This is a genomic window from Streptomyces sp. NPDC060366 (assembly GCF_042725135.1).
Classification (GTDB): domain Bacteria; phylum Actinomycetota; class Actinomycetes; order Streptomycetales; family Streptomycetaceae; genus Streptomyces.
Map to the genome: position 1 here is coordinate 299,985 of NZ_JBHXDC010000009.1, position 22,919 is coordinate 322,903.

The 22,919-nt window shown below is 70.6% G+C and carries 21 protein-coding genes; 7 read left to right on the forward strand and 14 right to left on the reverse strand.

What is annotated here, in order from left to right; translation table 11 throughout:
* Positions 1-59 precede the first annotated feature (59 nt).
* Positions 60-536: an MscL family protein gene (locus ACFWHU_RS23375; RefSeq protein ID WP_385793897.1), complete on the forward strand. Its 477-nt coding sequence runs from the start codon at positions 60-62 to the stop codon at positions 534-536.
* Positions 537-557: 21 nt separating this feature from the next.
* Here ACFWHU_RS23375 and ACFWHU_RS23380 read toward each other — a convergent pair whose 3' ends face one another.
* The gene (locus ACFWHU_RS23380; protein WP_385793667.1) at positions 558-800 is read right to left on the reverse strand and encodes a hypothetical protein; all 243 of its coding nucleotides are present in this window, start codon (positions 798-800) and stop codon (positions 558-560) included.
* An 81-nt stretch (positions 801-881) separates the two neighbouring features.
* Between ACFWHU_RS23380 and ACFWHU_RS23385 the strand changes: the two genes are divergently transcribed.
* Together ACFWHU_RS23385 and ACFWHU_RS23390 are read left to right on the forward strand one after the other, a co-directional pair.
* Positions 882-1,913 (forward strand): P1 family peptidase, encoded by a 1,032-nt coding sequence (locus ACFWHU_RS23385; protein WP_387226859.1) that lies wholly within the window; start codon positions 882-884, stop codon positions 1,911-1,913.
* Between the two features lie 146 nt (positions 1,914-2,059).
* Complete coding sequence (locus ACFWHU_RS23390) at positions 2,060-2,905, forward strand: DUF6227 family protein (protein WP_387226861.1); 846 nt, start codon at positions 2,060-2,062, stop codon at positions 2,903-2,905.
* A 14-nt stretch (positions 2,906-2,919) separates the two neighbouring features.
* Here ACFWHU_RS23390 and ACFWHU_RS23395 read toward each other — a convergent pair whose 3' ends face one another.
* The 4 genes from ACFWHU_RS23395 to ACFWHU_RS23410 all read right to left on the reverse strand — a co-directional run bounded on the left by ACFWHU_RS23395 (position 2,920) and on the right by ACFWHU_RS23410 (position 8,625).
* Positions 2,920-4,932, reverse strand: a complete 2,013-nt coding sequence (locus tag ACFWHU_RS23395) for a fructose-specific PTS transporter subunit EIIC (protein WP_387226863.1) — start codon at positions 4,930-4,932, stop codon at positions 2,920-2,922.
* A 58-nt stretch (positions 4,933-4,990) separates the two neighbouring features.
* Entirely contained in the window at positions 4,991-5,944 is a 954-nt protein-coding gene (gene pfkB / locus ACFWHU_RS23400; protein ID WP_385793674.1) for a 1-phosphofructokinase, read from the reverse strand.
* Between the two features lie 96 nt (positions 5,945-6,040).
* Complete coding sequence (locus ACFWHU_RS23405; protein WP_387226865.1) at positions 6,041-6,802, reverse strand: DeoR/GlpR family DNA-binding transcription regulator; 762 nt, start codon at positions 6,800-6,802, stop codon at positions 6,041-6,043.
* Positions 6,803-7,224: 422 nt separating this feature from the next.
* Complete coding sequence (locus ACFWHU_RS23410) at positions 7,225-8,625, reverse strand: MFS transporter (RefSeq protein WP_385793899.1); 1,401 nt, start codon at positions 8,623-8,625, stop codon at positions 7,225-7,227.
* 170 nt (positions 8,626-8,795) lie between these two features.
* On the opposite strand from ACFWHU_RS23410, the gene ACFWHU_RS23415 reads away from it, so the two are divergent.
* A complete protein-coding gene (locus ACFWHU_RS23415) occupies positions 8,796-9,779 on the forward strand; it encodes a helix-turn-helix transcriptional regulator (protein WP_387226867.1) in 984 nt (327 codons plus the stop codon).
* A gap of 67 nt (positions 9,780-9,846) precedes the next feature.
* Here the strand turns inward: ACFWHU_RS23415 and ACFWHU_RS23420 are convergent, their stop codons facing one another.
* Entirely contained in the window at positions 9,847-10,842 is a 996-nt protein-coding gene (locus tag ACFWHU_RS23420) for an RNA polymerase sigma factor RpoD/SigA (protein ID WP_385793679.1), read from the reverse strand.
* A gap of 148 nt (positions 10,843-10,990) precedes the next feature.
* Here ACFWHU_RS23420 and ACFWHU_RS23425 point away from each other — a divergent pair, with 148 nt between their 5' ends.
* Positions 10,991-11,509, forward strand: a complete 519-nt coding sequence (locus ACFWHU_RS23425; RefSeq protein ID WP_385793681.1) for a GNAT family N-acetyltransferase — start codon at positions 10,991-10,993, stop codon at positions 11,507-11,509.
* Here ACFWHU_RS23425 and ACFWHU_RS23430 read toward each other — a convergent pair.
* The 5 genes from ACFWHU_RS23430 to ACFWHU_RS23450 all read right to left on the reverse strand — a co-directional run bounded on the left by ACFWHU_RS23430 (position 11,506) and on the right by ACFWHU_RS23450 (position 17,073).
* Positions 11,506-13,032, reverse strand: coding sequence for a glycoside hydrolase family 3 N-terminal domain-containing protein (locus tag ACFWHU_RS23430; protein ID WP_387226870.1), 1,527 nt, complete (start codon positions 13,030-13,032; stop codon positions 11,506-11,508). The genes ACFWHU_RS23425 and ACFWHU_RS23430 overlap by 4 nt on opposite strands.
* A complete protein-coding gene (locus ACFWHU_RS23435; protein WP_385793687.1) occupies positions 13,029-13,856 on the reverse strand; it encodes a carbohydrate ABC transporter permease in 828 nt (275 codons plus the stop codon). The genes ACFWHU_RS23430 and ACFWHU_RS23435 overlap by 4 nt, the downstream gene beginning before the upstream one ends.
* Positions 13,853-14,863, reverse strand: a complete 1,011-nt coding sequence (locus ACFWHU_RS23440; RefSeq protein WP_385793689.1) for a carbohydrate ABC transporter permease — start codon at positions 14,861-14,863, stop codon at positions 13,853-13,855. Before ACFWHU_RS23440 ends, ACFWHU_RS23435 begins: the two co-directional genes overlap by 4 nt.
* A complete protein-coding gene (locus ACFWHU_RS23445; protein ID WP_385793691.1) occupies positions 14,853-16,142 on the reverse strand; it encodes a sugar ABC transporter substrate-binding protein in 1,290 nt (429 codons plus the stop codon). Before ACFWHU_RS23445 ends, ACFWHU_RS23440 begins: the two co-directional genes overlap by 11 nt.
* Positions 16,143-16,290: 148 nt before the next feature.
* Positions 16,291-17,073 carry a dioxygenase gene (locus ACFWHU_RS23450; protein ID WP_385793693.1) on the reverse strand — a complete coding sequence of 261 codons (783 nt, stop codon included), beginning with the start codon at positions 17,071-17,073 and terminating at the stop codon, positions 16,291-16,293.
* A 109-nt stretch (positions 17,074-17,182) separates the two neighbouring features.
* Here ACFWHU_RS23450 and ACFWHU_RS23455 point away from each other — a divergent pair, with 109 nt between their 5' ends.
* On the forward strand, positions 17,183-17,680 hold the full coding sequence (locus tag ACFWHU_RS23455; RefSeq protein ID WP_385793904.1) for a MarR family winged helix-turn-helix transcriptional regulator: 498 nt from the start codon (positions 17,183-17,185) through the stop codon (positions 17,678-17,680).
* A gap of 58 nt (positions 17,681-17,738) precedes the next feature.
* Here the strand turns inward: ACFWHU_RS23455 and ACFWHU_RS23460 are convergent, their stop codons facing one another.
* Both ACFWHU_RS23460 and ACFWHU_RS23465 read right to left on the reverse strand, forming a co-directional pair.
* On the reverse strand, positions 17,739-19,286 hold the full coding sequence (locus tag ACFWHU_RS23460; RefSeq protein WP_387226873.1) for an MFS transporter: 1,548 nt from the start codon (positions 19,284-19,286) through the stop codon (positions 17,739-17,741).
* Positions 19,287-19,521: 235 nt separating this feature from the next.
* A complete protein-coding gene (locus ACFWHU_RS23465) occupies positions 19,522-20,172 on the reverse strand; it encodes a TetR/AcrR family transcriptional regulator (protein WP_387226875.1) in 651 nt (216 codons plus the stop codon).
* Between the two features lie 372 nt (positions 20,173-20,544).
* On the opposite strand from ACFWHU_RS23465, the gene ACFWHU_RS23470 reads away from it, so the two are divergent.
* Entirely contained in the window at positions 20,545-21,846 is a 1,302-nt protein-coding gene (locus tag ACFWHU_RS23470; protein WP_385793701.1) for a M6 family metalloprotease domain-containing protein, read from the forward strand.
* On the opposite strand, the gene ACFWHU_RS23475 is transcribed toward ACFWHU_RS23470, so the two are convergent.
* Positions 21,833-22,918: an AMP-binding protein gene (locus ACFWHU_RS23475; RefSeq protein ID WP_387226878.1), complete on the reverse strand. Its 1,086-nt coding sequence runs from the start codon at positions 22,916-22,918 to the stop codon at positions 21,833-21,835. The two genes, ACFWHU_RS23470 and ACFWHU_RS23475, sit on opposite strands and share 14 nt — an antisense overlap.
* Position 22,919: the final 1 nt, after the last annotated feature.

The following is a 22,919-nucleotide window of genomic DNA, read 5'->3' on the forward strand; positions in this document are numbered from 1 at the left end:
CAGAGCGATTGGCTGTCCCCGTCGCTGTCCCCACGGCAGATACGAAGAAGGGCTCACTGGTGAGCAAGGAGAAGGAGAGCGTGCTGGAAGGCTTCAAAGCCTTCCTGACGCGTGGCAACGTGATCGACCTCGCGGTCGCGGTGGTCATCGGCGCCGCGTTCACCAACGTGGTGAACTCCCTGGTGAAGGGCGTCATCAATCCGGTCGTCGGCGCGTTCGGCACCAAGGACCTGGACCGCTACACGTCGTGCCTGCAGGCCCCCTGCGAGACGAACGCGGCGGGCGAGGTGGTGTCGGGTATCCCGATCATGTGGGGGACGGTGCTGAGCTCGACACTCAGCTTCCTGATCACCGCCGCGGTCGTGTACTTCCTGATGGTCCTGCCGATGGCGAAGTACCTGGCCAGGCGCGCAAGGCAGCAGGCCGCCAGGGAGCGGGTGGAGGAAGTGCTGGAGGTGAGCGAGCTGGAGGTCCTGAAGGAGATCAGGGACGCTCTGGTGGCTCAGCAGCGGGGACCGGGGCGGAGCGCTCCATAGCGCTCGTCGGGCTCACGGCGCTCAGATGTGGTGGGGCGGCTTCTCGTCCAGGAAGCGGGCCAGGTCGGCGGCGCTGTTGCCGCTGGTGGCCGGCCGGTCACCCCAGCCGGCGTCCGTGTCGTCCGAGGACTGACGGTCCAGCGGGTCGTCGAAGACGAGCGGCGGCCTGGGCGGGCCCGGCTTCGGGGGTGACGGCTTCGGCGGGGCCGGTCGGGGCGGCTCCGTCGCGGTGTCACGGGGTCCGGGAGTGCGTGCGGTACTCATACGTCCAGGGTACGGCGGTGGGCGCGGCGGACGGGGGGATCCGCCGTCGACGGGTCTGACCTCGTGGTACGCATGGGGCCCATGGCAATCAATGACGCACTGACGGATGTGGCGGGGATTCGGGTCGGCCACGCGCGGGTGGCCGGGGACCGGGCGCTCACCGGTACGACGGTCGTCCTCGCGCCCGAGGGCGGGGCGGTCGCGGGCGTGGACGTACGGGGCGGTGGGCCAGGCACCCGGGAGACCGACGCGCTGGATCCGCGCAATCTGGTCCAGCGGGTGGAGGCCGTCGTGCTGACCGGCGGCAGCGCGTACGGGCTCGACTCCGCCACCGGAGTGATGACGTGGCTGGAGGAGCAGGGGCGGGGTGTGCGGGTCGGACCGGATCCGTCCCAGGTGGTGCCGGTCGTCCCGGCCGCCTGCGTCTTCGACCTGGGGCGTGGCGGCGACTGGCGGGCCCGCCCGGACGCCTCGACCGGCCGCGCGGCGGTGGAGGCTGCGGCCCGTACGGAATCAGGGGCACCGGTAGGCGAGGGGGCGGTGGGCGCCGGGACCGGAGCCGTGGTGGGGCAGCTGAAGGGAGGGGTCGGTACGGCGAGCGTGCTGCTGCCGTCCGGGATCACCGTCGCGGCGCTGGTCGTCGCTAACGCGGCCGGCTCCGCGGTCGATCCGGTGACGGGCGTGCTGTACGGGCGGTACTTCGAGGGCCGTCCCGGCTATCCGTCGGCCGGTACGCACGAGGCGGCCCTCGCGCGGCTCGCCGGGATCCGTGAGCGTGACGGGCGGCCTCCGCTGAACACCACACTCGCCGTCGTGGCGACCGACGCCGACCTCTCCAAGGCGCAGGCGCAGAAGCTCGCGGGGACGGCGCACGACGGCATCGCGCGCGCCGTCCGTCCTGTACATCTGCTCAACGACGGCGACACGGTCTTCGCGCTCGTCACGGGGGAACGCCCGCTCGAAGCTGGGGATCCGCTGGCGCTCAACGAGCTGCTGGCGGCCGGCGCCGACGCCGTGACCAGGGCAATCGTGCGGGCGATGGTGTCGGTGGAGGGGGTCGACGGACCCGGCGGTACGTTCCCCGCGTATTGCGATCTGTACGGCACGGACTGACCCACGGCGCAAGGGAGTTGAGGGGGGCTTGAGGGAACTTCTTGCGCGCCCCCAATCGTTTTACCGAACTTGGGACGCAATGTCAGTCCCAGGGGCTACGTTATGCAATCACCAAGTGACATGTGGCGACGGCCTGGAGACCCACCTTGAACGATCCGTATGAGACAAGCGAGACGCATCTTGAGCGTCTCCTGGGTCGGGCACTCAACTCCTTCGATCTGCCCGACGCCGTGATCGAGCGGCTCGACTCCGCTCTGGCGCACGCCAGTTCAATGCGTTCCTCGCACCACAGTGCGGGACTGCACCGCGAGACCTACCGGCATACCTACCTGCTTGCCGACAGCACCGCCCTCACCCTTTGGGAGCTGGTCCACAACACCGGGCGCGACGGCGCCGAACAGCACGAGCTCTACACCGACGAGCACGAGGTGCGCCTCGCCGCCTCCCGACTGCGCCGCCCCGGTGGCGCGGGCGGTGCCGGCAAGGCCCCCGTCACCTCCATCGACCACCTCGATCCCACCGCCGATTCCGATTCGCTCTTCGAGTCCCGTTTCGAGCCGGGCCTCGGCGGGAGTCTCGACCCGAGCTTCGAGTCCGACCTCGCGGCCGATCTCGAACTGCTCAGCGGCCTGCTGACAGCGCCACAGACGCCCCTGCCGCGGGTCTACCACCCGGACAACTCCGCCGACCACGCACGCCGGGTGCTGCGCCGCGCGGAGAACATCGACCGGCCGGGCGAGGAGATCGCGGGACCGCTGCGGGCCGCCTTCGCCCACCAGATCACCCAGGTCTTCGGCCGGCACGGCCATGTCGAGGGCAAGGACGCGGGGTTCACGCTGTACGAGCACGCGTTCCTGCTGCTCGACGGCACGGAGACGAGCCTGTGGGAGGTCGAGCACACGGCGACGCCCGACGGCCGTCATATGTGTGAGGTGTACGCCGCACAGAGCGCCGCGCGCGAAGCCATGGAGCTTCGCGCGCGGGTCAGATGAGCGGGTGAGACGGCTCAGACGGACACCGGCACCTTGGGCGCGGTCCCGGACTCCGCGCCCGGGACGCCGTCCCGGCCGAGGTTCTTCTCGCCGCGCCCGCCCATGCCCTTCAGCAGGATGACCAGAGCGGCACTGACCGCCGTACCGGCCAGGATCGCGATCAGGTAGAGCACCGGATTGCCGATCAGCGGCAGCACGAAGATCCCGCCGTGCGGGGCACGCAGGGTGCACTCGAAGAGCATCGACAGCGCTCCCGTGACCGCGCCGCCCGCCATGGCCGACGGGATGACCCGCAGCGGGTCGGCCGCGGCGAACGGAATCGCGCCCTCGGTGATGAACGAGCCGCCGAGCACCCACGCGGCCTTGCCGTTCTCGCGCTCGGTGCGGGTGAAGAGGGCGCCGCGCACCACGGTGGCCAGCGCCATCGCGAGCGGCGGGACCATGCCCGCCGCCATCACGGCCGCCATCACCTTCAGGCTGCCCTCGTTCGGGTTGGCGAGGCCGCCGACCGCGAAGGCGTAGGCGACCTTGTTCAGCGGCCCGCCCAGGTCGAAGCACATCATCAGGCCGAGGACGACGCCGAGGATGATCGCGTTGGCGCCGGACAGCCCCGACAGCCAGTCCGTCAGGGCCTTCTGGAGCTCGGCGATCGGCTTGCCGACCACCAGGAACATCAGGAAACCGACGACCGCGGAGGAGATCAGCGGGATGACGACGACCGGCATGATGCCGCGCAGCGCGGCGGGCACCTTGATCCGCTGGATGGCCATGACCGTGCCGCCGGCGATCAGACCGGCGGCGAGACCGCCGAGGAATCCCGCGTTGATGGTGAGCGCGATGGAGCCGCCGACGAAACCGGGGACCAGACCGGGGCGGTCGGCCATCCCGTACGCGATATAGCCCGCGAGGACCGGTACCAGGAAGCTGAACGCGAGGCCGCCGACCTGGAACAGCAGCGCCGCCCAGCTGGTGGAGTCCGTCCAGACGAAGTGTTCGGCGACGGAGGGTGCCTTGTCGATGGTGTAGCCGCCGATGGCGAAGCCGAGGGCGATGAGGAGTCCACCGGCCGCGACGAACGGGACCATGTAACTGACGCCGGACATCAGCCACTTGCGCAGCTTGGTGCCGTAGCCCTCGCCGGGGTCGCCCGCCTCGTCGACGGGTGAGCCCGTTGCGGCGGCCGTGGTCTCACCTCGGGCGGCCTTGGCGCGTACTTCGGCGATCAGTTCGGCGGGGCGGTTGATGCCCGCCTTGACGCCGACGTCGACGGTCGGTTTGCCGGCGAAGCGTTCCTTCTCCCGTACCGGCACGTCGTGCGCGAAGATCACGCCGTCCGCGGCGGCGATGACGGCGGGGTCGATCCGGGTGAACCCGGCGGAGCCCTGCGGTTCGACGACGACCTCGACGCCTTCGGCCTGTCCGGCCTGTTCCAGGGCCTCGGCGGCCATGTAGGTGTGCGCGATGCCGGTGGGGCAGGAGGTGACGGCGACGACGCGGAAGACGGCGGGCGGGGTCTCGGGCGCGGGGGCCGGTTCGGGTTCGGCCGCGCCGGCCGCCGCTTCCGCCGGGGCGGGTGTCACGGGCGGTGTCTCGCCGCTGATCAGGCTCGCGGTCGCCGCCGGGTCCGTCGCCGCGCGCAGCGCCGCCGTGAAGTCCGGGTCCATCAGGCGACGGGCCAGGGCGGAGAGGATCGTCAGATGCGCGTCGTCGGCGCCTGCCGGGGCCGCGATCAGGAAGATCAGGTCCGCCGGGCCGTCCGGTGCCCCGAAGTCGATGCCCTCGGCGGGGCGGCCGAACGCCAGCGTCGGCTCCGTGACGTGTTCGCTGCGGCAGTGCGGTATGCCGATCCCGCCGTCGAGCCCGGTCGGCATCTGCGCCTCGCGGGCGGCCACATCGGCCAGGAAGCCCTCCAGGTCGGTGACGCGGCCCAGAGCCACCATGCGTTCGGCCAGCGAGCGGGCCGCGGCTTCCTTCGTCTCTGCGGCCAGGTCGAGGTCGACCAGGTCCGCGGTGATCATGTCGCTCATCGCGGGCTCCTTCGTGGGGAACGGTTCGGGGACGTACTCGGGGACGTACGGGGGGAGGTCATGAGGCGGGCTCCGAGAGGGGACGGTCCAGGGGGATGTCCGCGGACACGGTGACCGCCCGCGGGTCGAGGTCGGCGGGCGACGGCATGACGCTGCCCGGCAGTTGGACGGCCGCCGCGCCGTGGGCGACGGCCGAGGCCAGCGCGGCCGGGCCGGTGCCGCCGGCCGCGAGGAAGCCGGCGAGCGAGGCGTCACCGGCGCCGACGTTGCTGCGGACGGCCGCGACGGCGGCCGAGCCGAAGTACGCGCCCGCGTCGGACACCAGGAGCTGGCCGTCGGCGCCGAGGCTGGCGAGGACGGACCTGGCGCCGTACGTACGCAGCTCCTCCGCCGCCTTCAGCGCGTCGCCGACGGTGGCCAGCGGGCGGCCCACGGCGGTGGCGAGCTCGTCGGCGTTGGGCTTCACGACGTCCGGGCGTTCCTTGAGCGCGGCCAGGAGCGAGGCGCCGGAGGTGTCGAGCGCGATCCGGGCTCCGGCGGCGTGCGCGCGGGCGACGAGTTCGGCGTACCACTGGGGGCCGAGCCCGCGCGGCAGGCTGCCGCAGCAGGCGATCCAATCGTCCTCGGCGCGCACGGCGTGGTCGCCGAGGGCGGACAGCAGGGACTCCGACTCGGCGGGGGTCAGTTCGGGGCCGGGCGCGTTGATCTTCGTCAGCGTGCCGTCGGGTTCCGCGAGGGCGATGTTGGAGCGGGTCGCGCCGGCGATCGGTACGGGGGCGACGTCGATGCCCTGCTCGGCAAGGAGTTGGGCGACGAGCGCGCCAGGTGCGCCGCCGAGGGGCAGCACGGCGACGGTGCGGTGCCCGGCCGCCGCGACCGCCCGTGACACGTTGACGCCCTTGCCGCCGGGGTCCATCCGCTCGACGGTCGCGCGCAGGACCTCGCCGCGGTCGAGGGCGGGGATCTCGTACGTACGGTCCAGGCTCGGGTTCGGGGTGACGGTGAGTATCACGCGGGGCCCCTTTGGGGGATGGTGGGCCTAGGTCGTGTCTTCAAAGTCCCGCCTGGCCCGCGACGCCTGGCACTCCGAAGATCCGCCGGACAGGGCCTAGACACTGAGCACCTCGGTGCCGGCGGTCTCGATCGCGGCGCGGGCGGCGGGGGCGAGGGCGGTGTCGGTGACCAGCAGGTCGACGTCGGCGAGGGCGCCGAAGCGGGCGAAGTGCTCCTGGGCGTGTTTGGCGGAGTCCGCGAGCAGCACGACGCGGCGGGCCGCCGCGATCAGTGCGCGCTTGACGGCCGCCTCGGCGAGGTCGGGCGTGGTGAGGCCGCCGTCCGGGGAGAAGCCGTTGGTGCCGAGGAACACGACGTCGGCGCGGATCTCGCCGTACGCGCGCAGCGCCCAGGCGTCGACGGCGGCGCGCGTACGGTGGCGGACCCGGCCGCCGACGAGGTGCAGATCGATGCCGGGGTGGTCGGCGAGGCGCGCGGCGACGGGCAGCGCGTGGGTGACGACGGTGAGTCCGCTCTCCAGCGGGAGCGCGGCGGCGAGCCTCGCGACGGTCGAGCCCGCGTCGAGGATCACGCTGCCGGTCCGGGGCAGTTCGGCGAGCGCGGCGTGCGCGATGCGGTCCTTCTCGTCCGCGGCGGTGGACTCGCGCTCGGCGAGGTCGGGCTCGAAGTCGAGGCGGCCGGCGGGGATGGCGCCGCCGTGCACCCGGCGGACGAGACCGGCGCGGTCGAGGGCCTTGAGGTCGCGCCGTACGGTCTCGGCGGTGACCTGGAACTCCTCGGCGAGCGACAGCACGTCGACGCGGCCTCCCTCGCGGGCGAGACGCAGGATCTCTTGCTGCCGCTCCGGTGCGTACATGTGGGTTTACGTCCGTTCGATGCCCGAGTCTGTGGTTTCGGGGTCACGTTACGGTGGGGTTCCTTGGAAGTAAACACATGTGGGCGTGTGGTCGGGCGACAGGGTTCGGTGTCCGGGTTGCGGTTGTCGGGTTCCGGTCGGGGATCGGGGCCTCCGGACGGGTATGTCCGGACGGCGTGATTTACGGTGCGTGCAGGGCTCGTTGGACCCGACGACCCATCTTGTTCACGCACCACAAATCAGCCCAAGTGTCCGAACACACCCCTCCTGCGCCCCCGCCCCCCTCACGCCGCCACGTGGCGCTGTTCACACCCCCAACCGGTCCGCAGGCCGGAAGGGGGACGCGCAGGGGTCGTGGCCGGACACTCAGGCTGATTTGTGGCGCGTGGACGACCCGGCCCGCGGACGCGGACCCGGCAGCGTCAGGCCGCCAGCACCGGCTCCGGCGACTTGTGCTTCGGCAGCGCGAACATCAGCAGGAAGATGGCCACCAGCACCGCCACCACCCACCACAGCGCGTTCTGGAACCCGTCCTCGAACGCCGACGCCACCCCCGTGGGCGTCGTCGCCCGGTGGTCGTCGACCACCCCGAAGAAGACCACCGACACCAGCCCGAGCCCCAGCGCGTTGCCCATCTGCTGCACCGTGTTGATCAGGCCGGACGCCGAGCCCGAGTGCTCGCGCGGCACGTCCGACAGCACCGCGTCCGTCAGCGGCGCCACGATCAGGCCCATCCCCAGGCCCATCACGACCAGCGGCGGCACCATCTGCCAGGAGCTGATGTCCGCCCCGTAACGCCCGGCCTCCCAGAGGTAGAGCAGGACGCCCGCCGCCATCGTCAGCGCGCCGGTCTGGAGGACCTTGCGGCCGAACCGCGGCACCAGCTTCTGCACGGAGAGCGCGGCGGCCGTGGACACCGCGAGCGAGAACGGCAGGCCGGTCAGACCCGCGTGCAGCGGGCTCCAGCCGAGGCCGATCTGCATGTAGAGCGTCCAGACCAGGAAGAAGATGCCCAGGCTGACGCCGAAGGTGAGCTGTACGGCGATGCCCGCGGCGAAGCTCTTGACCTTGAACAGGGACAGCTCCACCAGCGGCGACCCGTCCTTGCGGGTCTTCACCTTCTCGTACGCCACGAACGCCGCGAACACCAGCACGCTGCCCGCCATGCACAGGTGCCCCCAGAGCGGCCAGCCCAGCTCACGGCCGCGGGTGAGCGGGTAGATCAGCATCAGCAGCGCGCCGGTCACCAGGACGACGCCGACCACGTCGAGCCGCAGGGCCTTCGGCGCCTTGGACTCGGTGATGAACTTGCGGCCGAGGATCACTCCGGCGATACCGACGGGCAGGTTGATCAGGAAGATCGGGCGCCATTCGAGCCCGAAGAGGTTCCACTGGGTGAGCAGCGCGCCGAGCAGCGGTCCCGATACGGCGCCGAGGCCGACGATCGCGCCGAACATCCCGAAGACCTTGCCGCGTTCGTGCGCCGGGAAGGTGACGTGGATGATCGCGAGCACCTGGGGCACCATCAGCGCGGCCATCGCGCCCTGGAGGAGCCGGGAGGCGACGAGCATCTCGGAGTTCACCGCGAAGCCGCAGAGCGCGGAGGCGAGGGTGAAGCCGGTGATTCCGAGGAGGAAGAGCCGCTTGCGGCCGTAGATGTCGCCGAGCCTGCCGCCCGTGATCAGTCCGGCGGCGAAGGCCAGCGCGTAGCCGGCGGTGATCCACTGGATGGAGCCGAAGGTCGCCGACAGGTCCCGCTCGATGCTGGGGATGGCGATGTTGACGATGGTGACGTCGACCAGGTCCATGAAGGCCGCGGTCATGACCACGGCCAGCGCCAGCCAGCGCCGGCGGTCGCCGGGCTCCGAGGTCGTGACGGGGTCGAGGGTGGTATCCGGTACGGCGACCGGTGCGGTCGCTGGAGAAGTCATGGGAGAAATCTATGCAGCATGTAGGCCAGTTCATGTCCTAGATGGCTGGCACCCTGGAACGCATGACGGACACTCCGGCACGACTCCTGAATCTGTTGTCGCTTCTCCAGACGCCGCGCGAGTGGCCGGGCAGTGAGCTGGCGACGCGTCTCGACGTCAGCCCGCGCACGATTCGCCGGGACATCGACCGGCTGCGCGATCTCGGCTATCCGGTCGAGGCCAGCAGGGGCGCGGTCGGTGGGTACCGGCTGGTGGCGGGCGCCGCGATGCCACCGCTGCTGCTGGACGACGAGGAGGCGGTGGCCATCGCGGTGGGGCTGCGGGCCGGGGCGGGGCATGCCATCGAGGGCGTCGAGGAGGCGTCCGTAAGGGCGTTGGCGAAGCTGGAGCAGGTGCTGCCCTCCCGGCTGCGGCGCCGGGTCTCCACCCTCCAGGCCGCGACGGTGCCGCTGCTGATCCGGGGCGACGCGGCGAGCGTGGACCCGAGGACGCTGACGGTCATCGCCTCCGCGATCACCGGTACGGAGCGGCTGAGGTTCGACTACCGCGCGGGCGACGGCGCGCGGACCAAGCGGCAGGTCGAGCCGTACCGTCTGGTGTCGACGGCCCGGCGCTGGTATCTCGTCGCGTACGACCTGGCGCGGGAGGACTGGCGTACGTTCCGGGTCGACCGGGTCGGCGATCCGTTCCCGACCGGGGCGCGCTTCACTCCGCGTGAGCTGCCGACGGGTGACGCGGCGGAGTTCCTGACCAGTTCGATGCGGGGCGCGCAGCAGCCGTGGGAGGTGGACGTGAGCTTCGCGGCGCCCGCGGACTTCGTGGCGGCGCGGCTGCCGCCCTCGTTCGGGGTGCCGGAGCCGACCGGTCCTGACAGTTGCCGGCTACGGGCCGAGGCGGGCGATTCGCTGGAGTGGCTGGCGCTTCGACTGGCGCTGGTGGACTGCGAGTTCACGGTCCACGGGCCCACGCGGCTGGTCGAGCACATCGGTGAGCTGGGCGGCCGGCTGACCCGTGCGGTGGACGGGGGCGCGCCGGGCGAGGCGTGAGTACGTAAGGAGTCCCGGCACCGGGGGGGGTGGATACCGGGACTCCGCTCATGGGGCACGCCCTGGGTCACGCCGCGGCGTCGAAGCCCACGTCGTGCGCCATCTTCTTCAGTTCGAGAAGGGCGTGCTTCTCGATCTGCCTGATCCGCTCCCGGGTCAGGCCGTGCTGCTTGCCCACCTCGGTGAGCGTCCGCTCCCGGCCGTCCTCGATGCCGTAACGCATCTTGATGATGGAGGCCGTGCGGTGGTCGAGCCTGCCGATCAGGTCTTCCAGCTCCTCGCTGCGCAGCAGCGTGAGGACGGACTGCTCGGGCGAGATCGCCGAGGTGTCCTCCAGCAGATCGCCGAACTGGGTGTCCCCGTTGTCGTCCACCGACATGTTCAGACTGACCGGGTCACGGGCCCAGTCCAGGACGTCGACGACACGCGCGGCGTTGGAGTCGAGCTCGGCGGCGACCTCGGAGGGCTCCGGGTCGCGCCCGTGCTCACGGTTGAACTCGCGCTGCACCCTGCGGATGCGGCCGAGCTCCTCCACGAGGTGGACGGGCAGCCTGATCGTGCGTGACTGGTCCGCGATGGACCGGGTGATGGCCTGGCGGATCCACCAGGTCGCATAGGTGGAGAACTTGAATCCCTTGGCATAGTCGAACTTCTCGACCGCGCGCACCAGGCCGGCGTTGCCTTCCTGGATGAGGTCGAGCAGGGGCAGTCCACTGCGCGGGTAGCGCCGGGCCACGGCGACGACGAGACGGAGATTCGAGCGTATGAAGACGTCCTTCGCGCGCTCACCGGCGGCGACGAGGGCTTCCAGCTCCTCGTGCTGCGCGCCGGCACCCTCGCTCTCCACCGATCCGTCGAGGATCTGCTGAGCGAACACACCCGCTTCGATGGTCTGGGACAGCTCGACTTCCTTGGCGGCGTCGAGCAGCGGCGTACGCGCGATCTCGTCGAGGTACATGCCGACCAGGTCGCGGTCGGCGATCTCCCCGCCTACGGCGCGAACACTGCTTGCCGCTTTCGAACCGCCGGTGGCGGTGCGACGGGCGACGGCACGGGTTGCCATGCGAGCTCCCTTACTGAGTCGGTCGCGACACCCTTCCGGGTGCCCTGCATCCGTTGGAAACAACGACTGGAATCCGGACAGAATTCCCAAGGCGTGCACTCATTTTTGTGATCATGCAGTACCCTGTCCCGCCACCGAGGAGGGACGCATGGTGCCAAGCTGGGCGGAAGTGCAGGTCAGAAGCGGAACCGAGGACGATCTGACGGCGCTCACGGAGATTTACAACCATTACGTCCGCGAGACCCCGATCACCTTCGACACCACCACCTTCACTCCCGAGGAACGCCGCCCGTGGCTGTGCTCCTACCCCGAAGACGGCCCACACCGCCTCAAGGTTGCTCAGGATGTCCGTTCTGGGCGAGTCCTCGGTTACGCGACCAGCAGCCCCTTCCGCGCGAAGGCGGCGTACTCCACCTCTGTGGAGGTCACGGTGTACTGCGCGGCCGAGGCGGCGGGCAGGGGAGTCGGCACGCTTCTTTACGAGGCGCTGTTCAAGACCCTGGAGGGCGAGGACGTGCATCGCGCGTACGCGGGCATCGCGCAGCCGAACGCGGCGTCGGAGCGGCTGCACGAGCGCTTCGGCTTCCGGCACGTCGGTACGTACGGCGAGGTCGGCCGTAAATTCGGCAGGTACTGGGACGTCGCCTGGTACGAGAAGGAGCTCTAGGCCCTGTCGGGCGTGGCGCTCCGGCCTCCGTGCGGTGTGCCGCCCAGGAGACGCTCCACGGCCGCCCGCGCGTTGACGCGGGCCGAGCCGTACGTCACCACGGTGTTGGCCGCCAGCGCGTCCACGGCGTGCGGCCAGCCCGTGAGGACGACGACGGCGTCCGGGCGGCGGGCGACCAGTTCGCGCAGCAGCGCGGTCTCCTCCGCGTCCCGGTGCGGCTCCCTCGCGAGGACGACCACGGGGCGGTCGCCGGCGCCCTGGAGGGCGGTGTCCGCGCGGGCCGAGGTCGGGCCTTCGGCGGGTACGCCGGTGGTGGTCAGGCCCGGCAGGGCCTCGGCGAGCAGCCGGTTCAGATGGGGTGCGCGGCTGCCTGACGCGTGGTTGACGCGCTGTCGCAGGTCGATCACGTACGGCGGCGAGCCGAGGGCGGCATTGCCCCGTACCCGCAGGGCGGCGCGGGCCACGGCGAGCGGCAGCGCGTCCTCCTTGGGAGGCGGCGGTGTGGCGCGGGCGCGGCCGATCCACTCCGCCAGCTCCCGGGCCCGCTGTCCGGCCTCCGCGAGCCGCTGTGTGGGCAGCTCGCCGGTGGCCACGGCGTCGAGGAGCGCGTCGCGCGCCGTCGCGTAGGCGCTCTCGGCGGCCTCCGCGCTGTCCGGGTTGCCCAGGCAGAGCAGGTCGGCGCCGCCGAGGACGGCCCGGACGCAGGCGGGGCCGAAGCCCGGGTCGGCCAGGACGGCGCCCATGTCGAGCGCGTCCGTGACGATGGCGCCGGTGAAGCCCAGCTCCTCGCGGGCCAGCCGGGCGGCCTCGGGGTTCAGTGAGGCGGGTGCGTCGCCGAACGGGCGGGCCATGATGTGCCCGGTCATCAGACAGCGGCTGCCCGCCTCGATCGCGGCGGTGAACGGCAGCAGGTCGCGCCGTCGGAGCAGGTCGAGGTCGGCGTCCAGCAGGGGAACCCGCAGATGCGAGTCGACCGCCGTGTCGCCGTGGCCGGGGAAGTGCTTGGCGCAGGCCGCGACACCGGCGGACTGGAGGCCCGTGACGTACGCGGCGGAGTGCCTGGCCACGTGGGCGGCGTCGGCGCCGAAGGACCGGATGCCGATCACCGGGTTGTCCGGGTTCGCGTTGACGTCGACGTCCGGTGCGAGGTTCAGGTCGATGCCGGCCGCGCGCAGGTCGTGGCCGATGGCGCGGGCGATCCGTTCGGTGACGTCGGTGTCGTCGACCTCACCGAGCGCGCCGTTGCCGGGGTACGAGGAGCCGGTCGCCGCCTCCAGGCGGGTGACGTCGCCGCCCTCCTCGTCGCTCGCGACGATCAGGTCGCCGCGGCGGGCGTGCAGGGCGGCCGAGAGCGCGGCGGCCGTCCTGGGGTCGGGCACGTTGTGCGCGAAGTACACGACGCCCGCGAGTCCCTCGTCCACGGCGCCGAGCAGCCACGGGGGCGGCTCGGTGCCGTGGAAGCCGGGCAGCAGGACGGAGTTGACCAGGTGCAGCGCCTCGTCCCGCGTATTACCGGTGCTCACCCCTTCACCGCCCCGGCCGCCAGCCCGGAGGCCAGGCGCCGCTGCACGATGATGAAGAAGATCAGCACCGGCAGTGTGATGAGGGTGGAGCCGGCCATGACCGGGCCCCAGGACGTGGAGTTCTCACCGAAGAACTGGAACAGCCCGACGGCCGCCGTGTACTTGGAGCCGTCCTTCATGAAGGTGTACGCGAAGACGAACTCGTTCCACGCGGTGATGAAGGCGAACACACTGGTGGCGACGAGGCCCGGCGCGACCAGCGGCAGCAGGACGGACCAGAACATCCGCGGCCAGGAGCAGCCGTCCAGATACGCGGCCTCCTCGACCTCCTTGGGCACGGTCGCGACGAAGCCGCGCAGTGTCCAGATCGCGAACGGCAGCGACAGCGCGATGTAGACGACGGTCAGCCCGATGAGGCTGTTCAGCAGTTCGTAGTCCCGCATCTGTAGGAAGAGCGGGATGACGAGCGCCTCCAGCGGGACCATCTGCACGATCAGCACCATGATCAGCACCGAGGTGCGGAACCGGAACCGGAAGCGCGCGACGGCCACGGCGGCGAACAGCGCCAGCAGCCCGGACACCAGGATCGTGCCCAGTCCGACGATCAGCGAATTGGTCAGGAACTGGCCGAAGTTGCCGCGGTCGAAGATGTAGCTGAAGTGCTCGCCGCTGATCCCGCTCGGCAGGACGTCGGAGCCACGGGTGATCGCGTTCGGGTCGAGCGCGGTGCTGACCATCCAGTACACCGGGAACAGCGTGAAGACCAGCAGCGCGAACACCGCGACAGCGAGCCCGATCCGCCCGGCGGTCGTCGTGCGGGTCACAGCTCGTCACTCTCCTTGAAGAGGGTTCGGATGTAGACGATCGTGATCAGCAGCAGGAGCAGCGTGAGGAGTACAGCGGTGGCCGCGCCCGCGCCGTAGTCGTTCAGGGCGAACGCCTGCTGGTAGGACCACACGCCCAGGTTGAGGACCTCTTCGTTGCTGCCCGCGCCGCCCGGCATCAGATAGATCTGGGTGAAGACCTTGAAGTCCCAGATGGTCGACAGGATGGTGACGACGAGGAAGATCGGCTTGATGGTGGGCACGGTGATCTTCCAGAACCGCTGCCAGGCGTTCGCGCCGTCGATCATCCCCGCCTCGTACAGCTCCTTGGGGATGGTCAGCAGCCCCGCGAGCACGGTGATGGCGACGAACGGGAAGCCGTGGTGCACCACGTTGAGGGTGGCGATGGCGTAGAAGGACAGCCGCTCGGTGAACCAGTTCGTGGTCTCGGGGTCGATCAGTCCGAGCGAGCCGGCGAGCTGGCTCATCATTCCGTCGCCCGCCGAGAACAGCCAGACCCAGACATAGGTGCCGGTGACGGCGGGCATCGCCCAGGCCGCCATGATCGCGGTGGAGCAGATGACCCGCCAGGTGGTGCCGAGCCGCTGGAGCAGCAGGGCGGCGAGGGTGCCGAGCGCGACGGTCAGCGCCACACAGGCGACCGCGAAGAACACGGTGTTGGGCAGGACCGTGCGCCACAGGGCGCTGTCGCTGAGCAGGTCCTTGTAGTGGTCGAAGCCGGTGTACGTGCCGACTCCGCCGCCGAACTTCACCTCGTAGTCCTGGACCGACAGGATGCCGACCTTGACCAGCGGCCACAGGAGCAGACCGGCCAGCACCACGAGGGACGGCAGGAGCAGCAGCCAGGGGCGGGTGGTGCGACCGAGCTGCTTGCGGCGCAGCGTCGGGCTCGGGCGCTGCCCGCGCGGCCGCGGCGACTTCACGGGGGAGGTCGCCGCGGCCACGTCGTCGTGCGCCGAGTCTTCGATGAGCGACTCAGGAGGCAAAGATCTTGTCCATCTCCTCGGCGGCCTGGTCCGCGGCCTCCTGCACGGTCTGCTTGCCGGTGAGGATGGACTGCACCATCTTCGTGACGACCTGGGTGGCCTGGATCTGGCCGTACGCGGGCGTCTTGGGCACGGTCGCGCCGGCCTCGGTCATCTGCTGGGCGAACGGTGCGACGAGCGGGTCGTTCTTCGCCTGGACCTCCTTGAGGAGGGAGTTCTGTCCGGGGAAGTAGTTCGTCTGCTCGGCCCACTTGGTGGCGAACTCACCGGTGGTGACCAGCTTGACGTACTCCCAGGCCAGGTCCTGGTTCTCGCCCTTGAAGGTGGAGAGGTAGGAGCCGCCGAGGAAGGACTTGCTCATGCCGCCGGTCTCACCCGGGATGGGCGCCGCGGCGAGCTTGCCCTCGAGGTCGGGGGCCGCCTGGACGAACGCCTTGGGCGTCCAGTTGCCGGAGAGGGACATGGCGATCTTCCCCTTCTGGAAGTCGGTCGCCACCTCCTTCTCGGTCCAGGTGGTGACCTTCGCCGGGGACAGCTTGTCCTTCTTCGCGAGGTCGGTGTAGTACGTGATGCCCTTGACCGACTCCGGGGAGTTGATGCCGGACTTCCACTTGCCGCCCTCCTCGACGGCCAGTTCGCCGCCGGCGCCCCAGACGAACGGGGTCGCGAACATCTCCGCGCCGCCCGCGACCGGGAAGGAGATCATGCCCGGCTCCTTCTCCTTCAGGACCAGCGCGGTGTCGCGCAGTTCCTTCCAGGTGGTCGGGGCCTTGAGGTTGTGCTTCTCGAAGATGTCCTTGCGGTAGAGGAGTCCGCGGACGCCGGCGTACCAGGGCATGCCGTACTGCTTGCCGTCCAGCGTGCCCGCGTCGGCCAGGCCCTCGACCAGGTCGTCGTTGAGTCCGGAGTCCTTCACCTTGTCGGTCACGTCAACGAGGCCGCCGGTCTCGGCGAACTGCGGGATCCAGGTGGTGCCCACCTCGGCGACGTCGGGGACCTGGCTCGGTCCGCCCTCGATCGCGGTGGTGAACTTCTTCTGCGCGGTGGCCCACTGCTGGTACTCGACCTTGACCGTGGCGCCCGTCTTCTTCTTGAAGGCCGCGGCGACCTCGTTGAAGAAGGGCTTGGGGTCCGGGTTGGTCCCCTCCATGATCCATACGGTCAGGGTCTTGCCCTTGCCCGACGTTTCGCCGCCGTCCCCGCCCGAGTCCCCACTGCCACAGGCAGAGAGTCCGAGCGCCATGGTGACGACAAAGGCCCCGATGACATGTTTCCGCATGGCCGCTCCCTAACAGGATGTCTAGACCACAGGAACGTACGGAGCCCCGATTGCCCGGTCAAGTGCCATTGGCCAGGGGATGTCGAACCGTTGCCTATCTGAACCCGTCTGCCATTGGGCCGACCACTGGCGGAGTATCGCGCGCGGGTCAGCCGAACTGCACCGACCGTTTGGCCAGGCCCATCCAGAATCCGTCGATGACGTTCCGTACGGTGTCCAGCTCCTCCTCGGCGGCGCCGAGCGTCACGAACAGCGGCGCGAAGTGCTCCGTTCGCGGGTGGGCGAGCTGCCCCGCCGGGGACTTGTGCGTGAAGTCGAGCAGCCCGTCGATGTCCCGCGCGAGCAGCGCCTCGCGGCCCCAGGCGTCGAACTCGGCCGACCAGCCCGGCACTCCGGGACCCACGTGGCGCAGCGCGGCGAGGTTGTGGGTGAAGAAGCCGCTGCCGACGACGAGGACGCCCTCGTCCCGCAGCGGGGCGAGCTTGCGGCCGATCGCGAGGAGTTCGCTCGGGTCGAGCGTCGGCATGGAGATCTGGAGTACGGGGATGTCGGCGCCGGGAAACATCTCGACCAGCGGGACGTACGCGCCGTGGTCGAGCCCGCGGTCGGGGACGCGTTGTACGGGGGTGCCGGGGCCGCGCAGCAGTTTCTCGACGGAGTCGGCGAGGGCGGGGGCGCCCGGGGCGGCGTACCGGACCCGGTAGTAGTGCTCGGGGAAGCCCCAGAAGTCGTAGACCAGCGGCAGGGTCTCGGTGGCGCCGAGGGCGAGGGGCGCCTCCTCCCAGTGGGCTGAGACCATCAGGATCGCCCTGGGCCGCGGCAGTTCGGCGGACCAGGCGGCGAGTTGTCCGGGCCACACCGGGTCGTCGGCGAGGGGAGGGGCGCCGTGGGAGAGATAGAGGGCGGGCATGCGCTCCGCTGTGCTGGTCATGGCGTCTCCCTGCCGGTTGCCGGTGATTTGCTTGAACTTTAAAGCACTTTCTGAGACGGACTTTACGTCCATCTAGTTCAACTTTCAAGGAGCGCGTACGGTGGAGAGTATGGGGAGCGAAGGCAGGCCACGCTGGCTCAACGCCGAGGAGCAGGGCGTCTGGCAGGCGTACCTCCAGGCCACCACGCTGCTGGAGGACCATCTCGACCGCCAGTTGCAGCGCGACGCGGGGATGCCGCACATCTACTACGCGCTGCTCGTGCATCTGGCCCGCGCCCCCCACCACCGGCTGCGGATGACCCGCCTCGCCCAGAACGCCAAGATCACCCGGTCCCGGCTCTCGCACGCGATAGCCCGCCTGGAACGGAACGGCTGGGTACGCCGCGAGGACTGCCCCTCCGACAAGCGCGGGCAGAACGCGATCCTCACGGACGAGGGCGAAGAGGTGCTGCGGCGGTCGGCGCCCGGCCATGTCACCGCCGTACGGCAGGCGATCTTCGACCGGCTCGACCCCGAGCAGGTGACCCAGCTCGGGGAGATCATGCGGGTGATGGCGGAGGGGCTCCAGCCGGACGGTTCGGACGCGGATCTGCCCTGGCGCCGCTGAGAAACAGCGACGCCAGGGCAGTCCTTCGCCGTGAGCACCGGAAGCCGGTGCCGACGACTCAGTGCATGGCCACCGGGATCTGGACGTCCTCCGCCGGAGCTTCGGCGCCCTCCCCCTTGGCCACCTGGGTGCTTCCCGGACGGCCGGTGTTGATGAAGGTGAAAGCGATACCGGCGGCGATCACCAGGATGCCGACCGCCCACCAGATGGCGCTCGCGTATCCGTGGACCATCGCCTGGAGCTCCAGGAGCTTCGGGTTGTTCGCACCCGCCGCGTTGGCCGCGACGTACGCGGTGGTGGCGGAGGCGGCCACGGTGTTCAGCAGCGCCGTACCGATCGCGCCTCCGACCTGCTGCGAGGTGTTGACCATCGCCGAGGCGACACCCGCGTCACGCGGCTCGATGCCGTGCGTGGCGAGGGACATGGCCGGCATGAACGCCGTACCCATGCCGAGACCGAGCAGCACCAGCGCCGGCAGGATCAGACCGGCGTACGAGGTGTCCAGCGACAGCTGCGTCAGCAGCAGCATGCCGGTCGCGCCGACCAGGAAGCCGGGGCCCATCAGCAGCCTCGGCGGCACGCGGGTCATCAGCCGGGCGCCGATCTGGGTGGAGCCCGTGACCATGCCGACGATCATCGGCAGGAACGCGAAGCCGGTCTGGACCGGCGAGTAACCCTTCACGACCTGGAGGTAGTAGGTCAGGAAGAGGAACAGACCGAACATGCCGATGATGGCCAGACCCAGCGAGAGGTAGACACCACCGCGGTTGCGCTCCATCAGGACGCGCAGCGGCAGCAGCGGGGACTTCACCCGTGCCTCCACCGCGACGAACGTGGCCAGCAGTACGGCCGAGGCGACGAACATGCCGATCGTCGTCGGGTCGGACCAGCCCTCGGACTCGGCGCGTGTGAAGCCGTACACCAGCGCCACCAGGCCCAGCGTGGACAGGACGACACCGGGGACGTCGAGCGGGTTGCGGTTACGGCCGCCCGCGGGCTCCCGGATCACGAAGTAGGCGCCGACGGCGGCCACGATCGCGAACGGGATGTTGACGAAGAAGGTCCAGCGCCAGTCCAGGTACTCGGTGAGGAATCCGCCGAGGATCAGACCGACGGCGCCACCGCCACCGGCGATCGCACCGAAGATGCCGAACGCCTTGGCGCGCTCCTTGGGATCGCCGAACGTCACGGCGAGCAGGGAGAGCGCGGCCGGCGCGAGGAGCGCGCCGAACGCACCCTGGAGGGCGCGCGAGCCGAGCAGCATGGCCTCGCTGGTGGCGGCGCCGCCGATGGCGGACGCGGCGGCGAAGCCGAGCAGGCCGACGGTGAAGGTGCGCTTACGTCCCCACAGGTCGGCGATGCGTCCGCCGAAGAGCAGCAGACCGCCGAAGGCGAGCGCGTACGCGGTGATGACCCACTGGCGGTTGCCGTCCGATATGCCCAGGTCCTGCTGGGCGGAGGGCAGCGCGATGTTCACGATGGTCGCGTCGAGCACGACCATCAGCTGGGCCAGGGCGATGAACACCAGGGCTTTCCAGCGATTGGGATCAGGGACCGAATCGGGGACCTGGGGGTCCGGGACCCGGGTCTCGGCTGTTTTTGACATGGGTGAGTCCGCCTATGCGTACGAAGAGTTCATAACGGACGCGGGGACGCACTGGTCGGCCCTACGCGCTGGTTACGGGTTACTGGTTCGGGAGAATCCGGCCGACGTGGTCGTGATCGTGGTCGCCGGTGTAGATGAGACGCGTGGTCTACGCGGTGTACGTGGTCGACAGAAGTTCTTGGGTCCGGAAGTTACGGGTCCGGAAGTTCTTGGTCCGGGGGCGCGTCACACGTCGTCATCGACCGTGGCGCAGGTCCTCCAGAGTCGCCGCCGCGCCCGGCAGCTCGGAGCGCGCGGGCGCCTCCAGGCCGTCGAGGAACAGCTGTAGATGCCGGTGGGTGAAACGGTCGATGTTCAGGCAACCGGTACCGGGCAGCGGACGGGTGAGCTGGGAGAGCGCGACCATCAGGTCACCGACCGCGACGTCGGTGCGCAGCCTGCCCGCCGCACGCGCCTTCTCCATGAGGTCTTCCACAGCCGCTTCGAGGCGTTCGCGTTCCGCGTGCAAATGGGGAAGGTCTCCGTTGAAGCTGCCCGAGAGAAGCGGGCACAGGGCGCCGATCCGCTCGTCGGCCGCCGCGTGGACGAAGCGGCTGAGCGCCACGAACGGGTCCCTCTCCTCGGCCGCCATCCGCTCGGCCTGGTCCGCGGTGCGCGCCATGACGGAGTGCACCACGTCCAGGATGAGCGCGGAGCGGTCGGGGAAGTGTCGGTAGAGGGTCGCGTTGCCGACGCCGGCGCGTCGCGCGATCTCGTCGAGCGGCACGTCGGGGCCCGACTCCACGAGGATCTCGCGGGCCGCCGCCACGATGCGCTCCCTGTTGCGCAGAGCGTCCGCTCGCGGACGCGGAATGCGACGCGTTTCGGATTCGGCAGCGGTGGTCACGTCGGGCCCTTCCCTCGGTTCACGCAAGTGGGGAGCGCGTCCCCGTTTTCCTTGACACGGGTGCAAACGGGGAAGACGTCCCCGGTTATTTCGGCGGAACGTGTGAGCTGGGTCACTGGCGTGCGGGAGGGGTCGCGCGGGCTGTGGGCCCGCTCGTCCTCGATCGCCGGACCGGGCTTCGTGCTCTGTCCTCAGTCGCCCGACCGGGCTCTGTCTCCTGTCCTCAATCGCCGGACCGGGCTTTTACGCCCGTACGGCGATGGAAAACCCCACGATCGGCGCACCCAGCGAGCGCCGACACGCCGACCGTCGCAGGGTGAGCGGACCGAGAGCAGTCAGCACGGACGACTGCCGCTGACCCGAAGGCGGCCGATGAAGGACACCCGTCGGATACGCGGACCCGCAGGTCACGGCCGCCACGCCAGACCCCGCCGGCTCGGCACGCTCGCCGCCGTCGCCACGCTGACCCTCGCCGCCCTCGCCACCGCCAGCGCCACCCTCCCGCTGCCCATCCGCGCCTCCGCCGGCCCCGCATCCACCGCGCACGACTCGACGCTCACCCCGTGCCGTATCGCCCCCGCCGCGGGCGTACAGATGTCCGAGGGCGTGCCCACCCCCGCCGGCTACACCCGCTCGACCGGCACCGTGCGCGCGCTCAACCTGATGGTCGACTTCTCGGACGCGCCGGGTCCCGGCAGCGCCGCCGACCGGCTCGGTGAGTTCTTCCCCCAGACCTCGCAGTGGTTTCGCACCAGCTCGTACGGGCGGCTCGACTACCGGCCCGAGGCCCCCCTGAAGGACTGGCTGCGGATGCCGCTGCCGTTCGCCGACTACGGGATAGAGCGCGGCGCCCCCTACGAACCCGGCTACCGGCGGCTCGTCCAGGACATCGTGACGGTGGCCGACCCCGAGGTGGACTTCAGTGAGTACGACCTGGTCAACATCCTCGTCACGCCCAACGCCGGCCCCTCGGCCCTCGACACCGTGCTGTCCGTGACGTTCTCCGGCAACGGCGAGGCCCCGAGGGCGGACGGCGTCCCGCTCTCCAACACGTCCTTCGTCTACAGCAGGCAGGACGACGGCTCGGGGTCGTACTCACGCACCGGTTACCGCGTCCTGCCGCACGAGAACGGCCATGTCTTCGGCCTCCCCGACCTCTACACGATGGACGGCGGCGGCACGGTCGGGCACTGGGACATCATGTCCGAGGACTGGGGGGCCAACAACGATCTGCTGGGCTGGCACAAGTGGAAGCTCGGCTGGCTCGACAACGCCCAGATCAGCTGCGCGTCCGCGCCCGGCGAGAGCGAGCACGACCTCACTCCGCTGGCCACCGAGGGCGGTCACAAACTGGCGTTCGTGCCGGTCTCCGAGGAGTCCGGTTTCGCCGTCGAGGTCCGCACCCGCGCGGGCAACGACGAGGCCGTCTGCAAGCCCGGCGTGCTGATCTACCGGATCGAGACCGACGTCGACACGGGGCGCGGTCCGGTGACCGTCTCCGACAGCGAGGAGCGCAGCGGAGGCTGTACGCGGCGTCCCAACGTGCACGCGGAGCTGTCCGACGCGCCGTACGGGCCCGGTGAGACGTTCCGGGACCGGGACAGCGGTGTCAGCGTCGCGGTGCTCGGCACGGACGGCGACGGCGGGTACCGCGTCCGCATCAGCCGGTCCTGAACCAGCCGTCGGGCGTGAACGCCTCGGCGGTGGCCTCCTCGTCGCGCCAGTAGGCGTACGGGAGCGACTGACCCCGCAGCCAGAGCTCGCCGGTCTCCTCCGACACGCGCGACTCCACGGCGGGAGTCCCTTCGGCCACGTCGGCCGACCATCTCCACGGCCGCTCCGGCCGCTCCGCCCCGTCCAGGACGAGCGTGCCGCCCGCCGCCATGGCGCCGTACACGTCGAACAGCGCGGCGGGGCCGGAGAAGGGGCTCGTCAGCCGCGTGACGGGGGCCGGGCCGAGACCCGGCAGCTCGCCGCGTCCGAGCGCGTCCGCCGCCGCGCGGAAACGGGCGTCCATCGCGGCCCCCGCCTGCGCGAGCTGAGTGGCGACGGCCCCCCGGAGGGGATCCGCCGGTGACGTGTAGAGGATCGTGGCGCCGTCCTCGGCGCGGATCTCGATGTCGGGCGGGGCCGCGTACGGATCGGGGGCGGGCAGCTCCTCGTACCGCTCCATCAGCCCGACCGAAGCCGCCGCCCGCGCGGACCCCCCGGAGCCCCCGGAGCTCCCAGAGCCCCCGGAGCCGAAGACCACCATCCGCTCCCCCGCCCGCCCCGCGACGTCCGGCAGCCGCTCGTCGTCCACGAGCAGCACGCGGGGCGCGCAGTGGTCCAGTACGCGGGCCGCCTCCTCCCTACTCCACGCGGCGTCGAGCGGTACGGCGACCAGCCCGGCGAGCTGCGTGGCCCAGAAGGCGGTCTGCCAGTCGGGGCGGTCGCCCATCAGGACGGCCGCGCGGTCGCCCGGCCGCAGGCCGTGGACATCCACGAAGCGGTTGGCCAGCGCGGTCGCGGCGGCGAAGAACTCACCGTACGTAAGGAGGACGGCCCCGTCGCCGCCCACGAGGAAGGGCCGCTCCCCGTACGCCCACGTCGTCTCCACGAACTCCCGCAGGGTGCGCGGCCCGTCCGCGTACATGAGCGAGCCGTTCTCGGCGCGTACGACCTCGAAAGGCGCACCGGGTGCGGTCAGGGCGGCGGTGTGCGGCACGTACGTCTCGCTTTCTTCGTACTCTCGAGTCGAGTCCATC

What these genes read in the sequence shown, in the direction of transcription:
- ACFWHU_RS23380 (WP_385793667.1), bottom strand. Translation starts at nt 800, where the DNA reads ATGAGTACCGCACGCACTCCCGGACCCCGTGACACCGCGACGGAGCCG.
- ACFWHU_RS23385 (WP_387226859.1), top strand. Translation starts at nt 882, where the DNA reads ATGGCAATCAATGACGCACTGACGGATGTGGCGGGGATTCGGGTCGGC.
- ACFWHU_RS23395 (WP_387226863.1), bottom strand. Translation starts at nt 4,932, where the DNA reads ATGAGCGACATGATCACCGCGGACCTGGTCGACCTCGACCTGGCCGCA.
- ACFWHU_RS23405 (WP_387226865.1), bottom strand. Translation starts at nt 6,802, where the DNA reads ATGTACGCACCGGAGCGGCAGCAAGAGATCCTGCGTCTCGCCCGCGAG.
- ACFWHU_RS23410 (WP_385793899.1), bottom strand. Translation starts at nt 8,625, where the DNA reads ATGACCGCGGCCTTCATGGACCTGGTCGACGTCACCATCGTCAACATC.
- ACFWHU_RS23415 (WP_387226867.1), top strand. Translation starts at nt 8,796, where the DNA reads ATGACGGACACTCCGGCACGACTCCTGAATCTGTTGTCGCTTCTCCAG.
- ACFWHU_RS23420 (WP_385793679.1), bottom strand. Translation starts at nt 10,842, where the DNA reads ATGGCAACCCGTGCCGTCGCCCGTCGCACCGCCACCGGCGGTTCGAAA.
- ACFWHU_RS23425 (WP_385793681.1), top strand. Translation starts at nt 10,991, where the DNA reads ATGGTGCCAAGCTGGGCGGAAGTGCAGGTCAGAAGCGGAACCGAGGAC.
- ACFWHU_RS23445 (WP_385793691.1), bottom strand. Translation starts at nt 16,142, where the DNA reads ATGCGGAAACATGTCATCGGGGCCTTTGTCGTCACCATGGCGCTCGGA.
- ACFWHU_RS23450 (WP_385793693.1), bottom strand. Translation starts at nt 17,073, where the DNA reads ATGACCAGCACAGCGGAGCGCATGCCCGCCCTCTATCTCTCCCACGGC.
- ACFWHU_RS23455 (WP_385793904.1), top strand. Translation starts at nt 17,183, where the DNA reads ATGGGGAGCGAAGGCAGGCCACGCTGGCTCAACGCCGAGGAGCAGGGC.
- ACFWHU_RS23460 (WP_387226873.1), bottom strand. Translation starts at nt 19,286, where the DNA reads ATGTCAAAAACAGCCGAGACCCGGGTCCCGGACCCCCAGGTCCCCGAT.
- ACFWHU_RS23470 (WP_385793701.1), top strand. Translation starts at nt 20,545, where the DNA reads ATGAAGGACACCCGTCGGATACGCGGACCCGCAGGTCACGGCCGCCAC.
- ACFWHU_RS23475 (WP_387226878.1), bottom strand. Translation starts at nt 22,918, where the DNA reads ATGGACTCGACTCGAGAGTACGAAGAAAGCGAGACGTACGTGCCGCAC.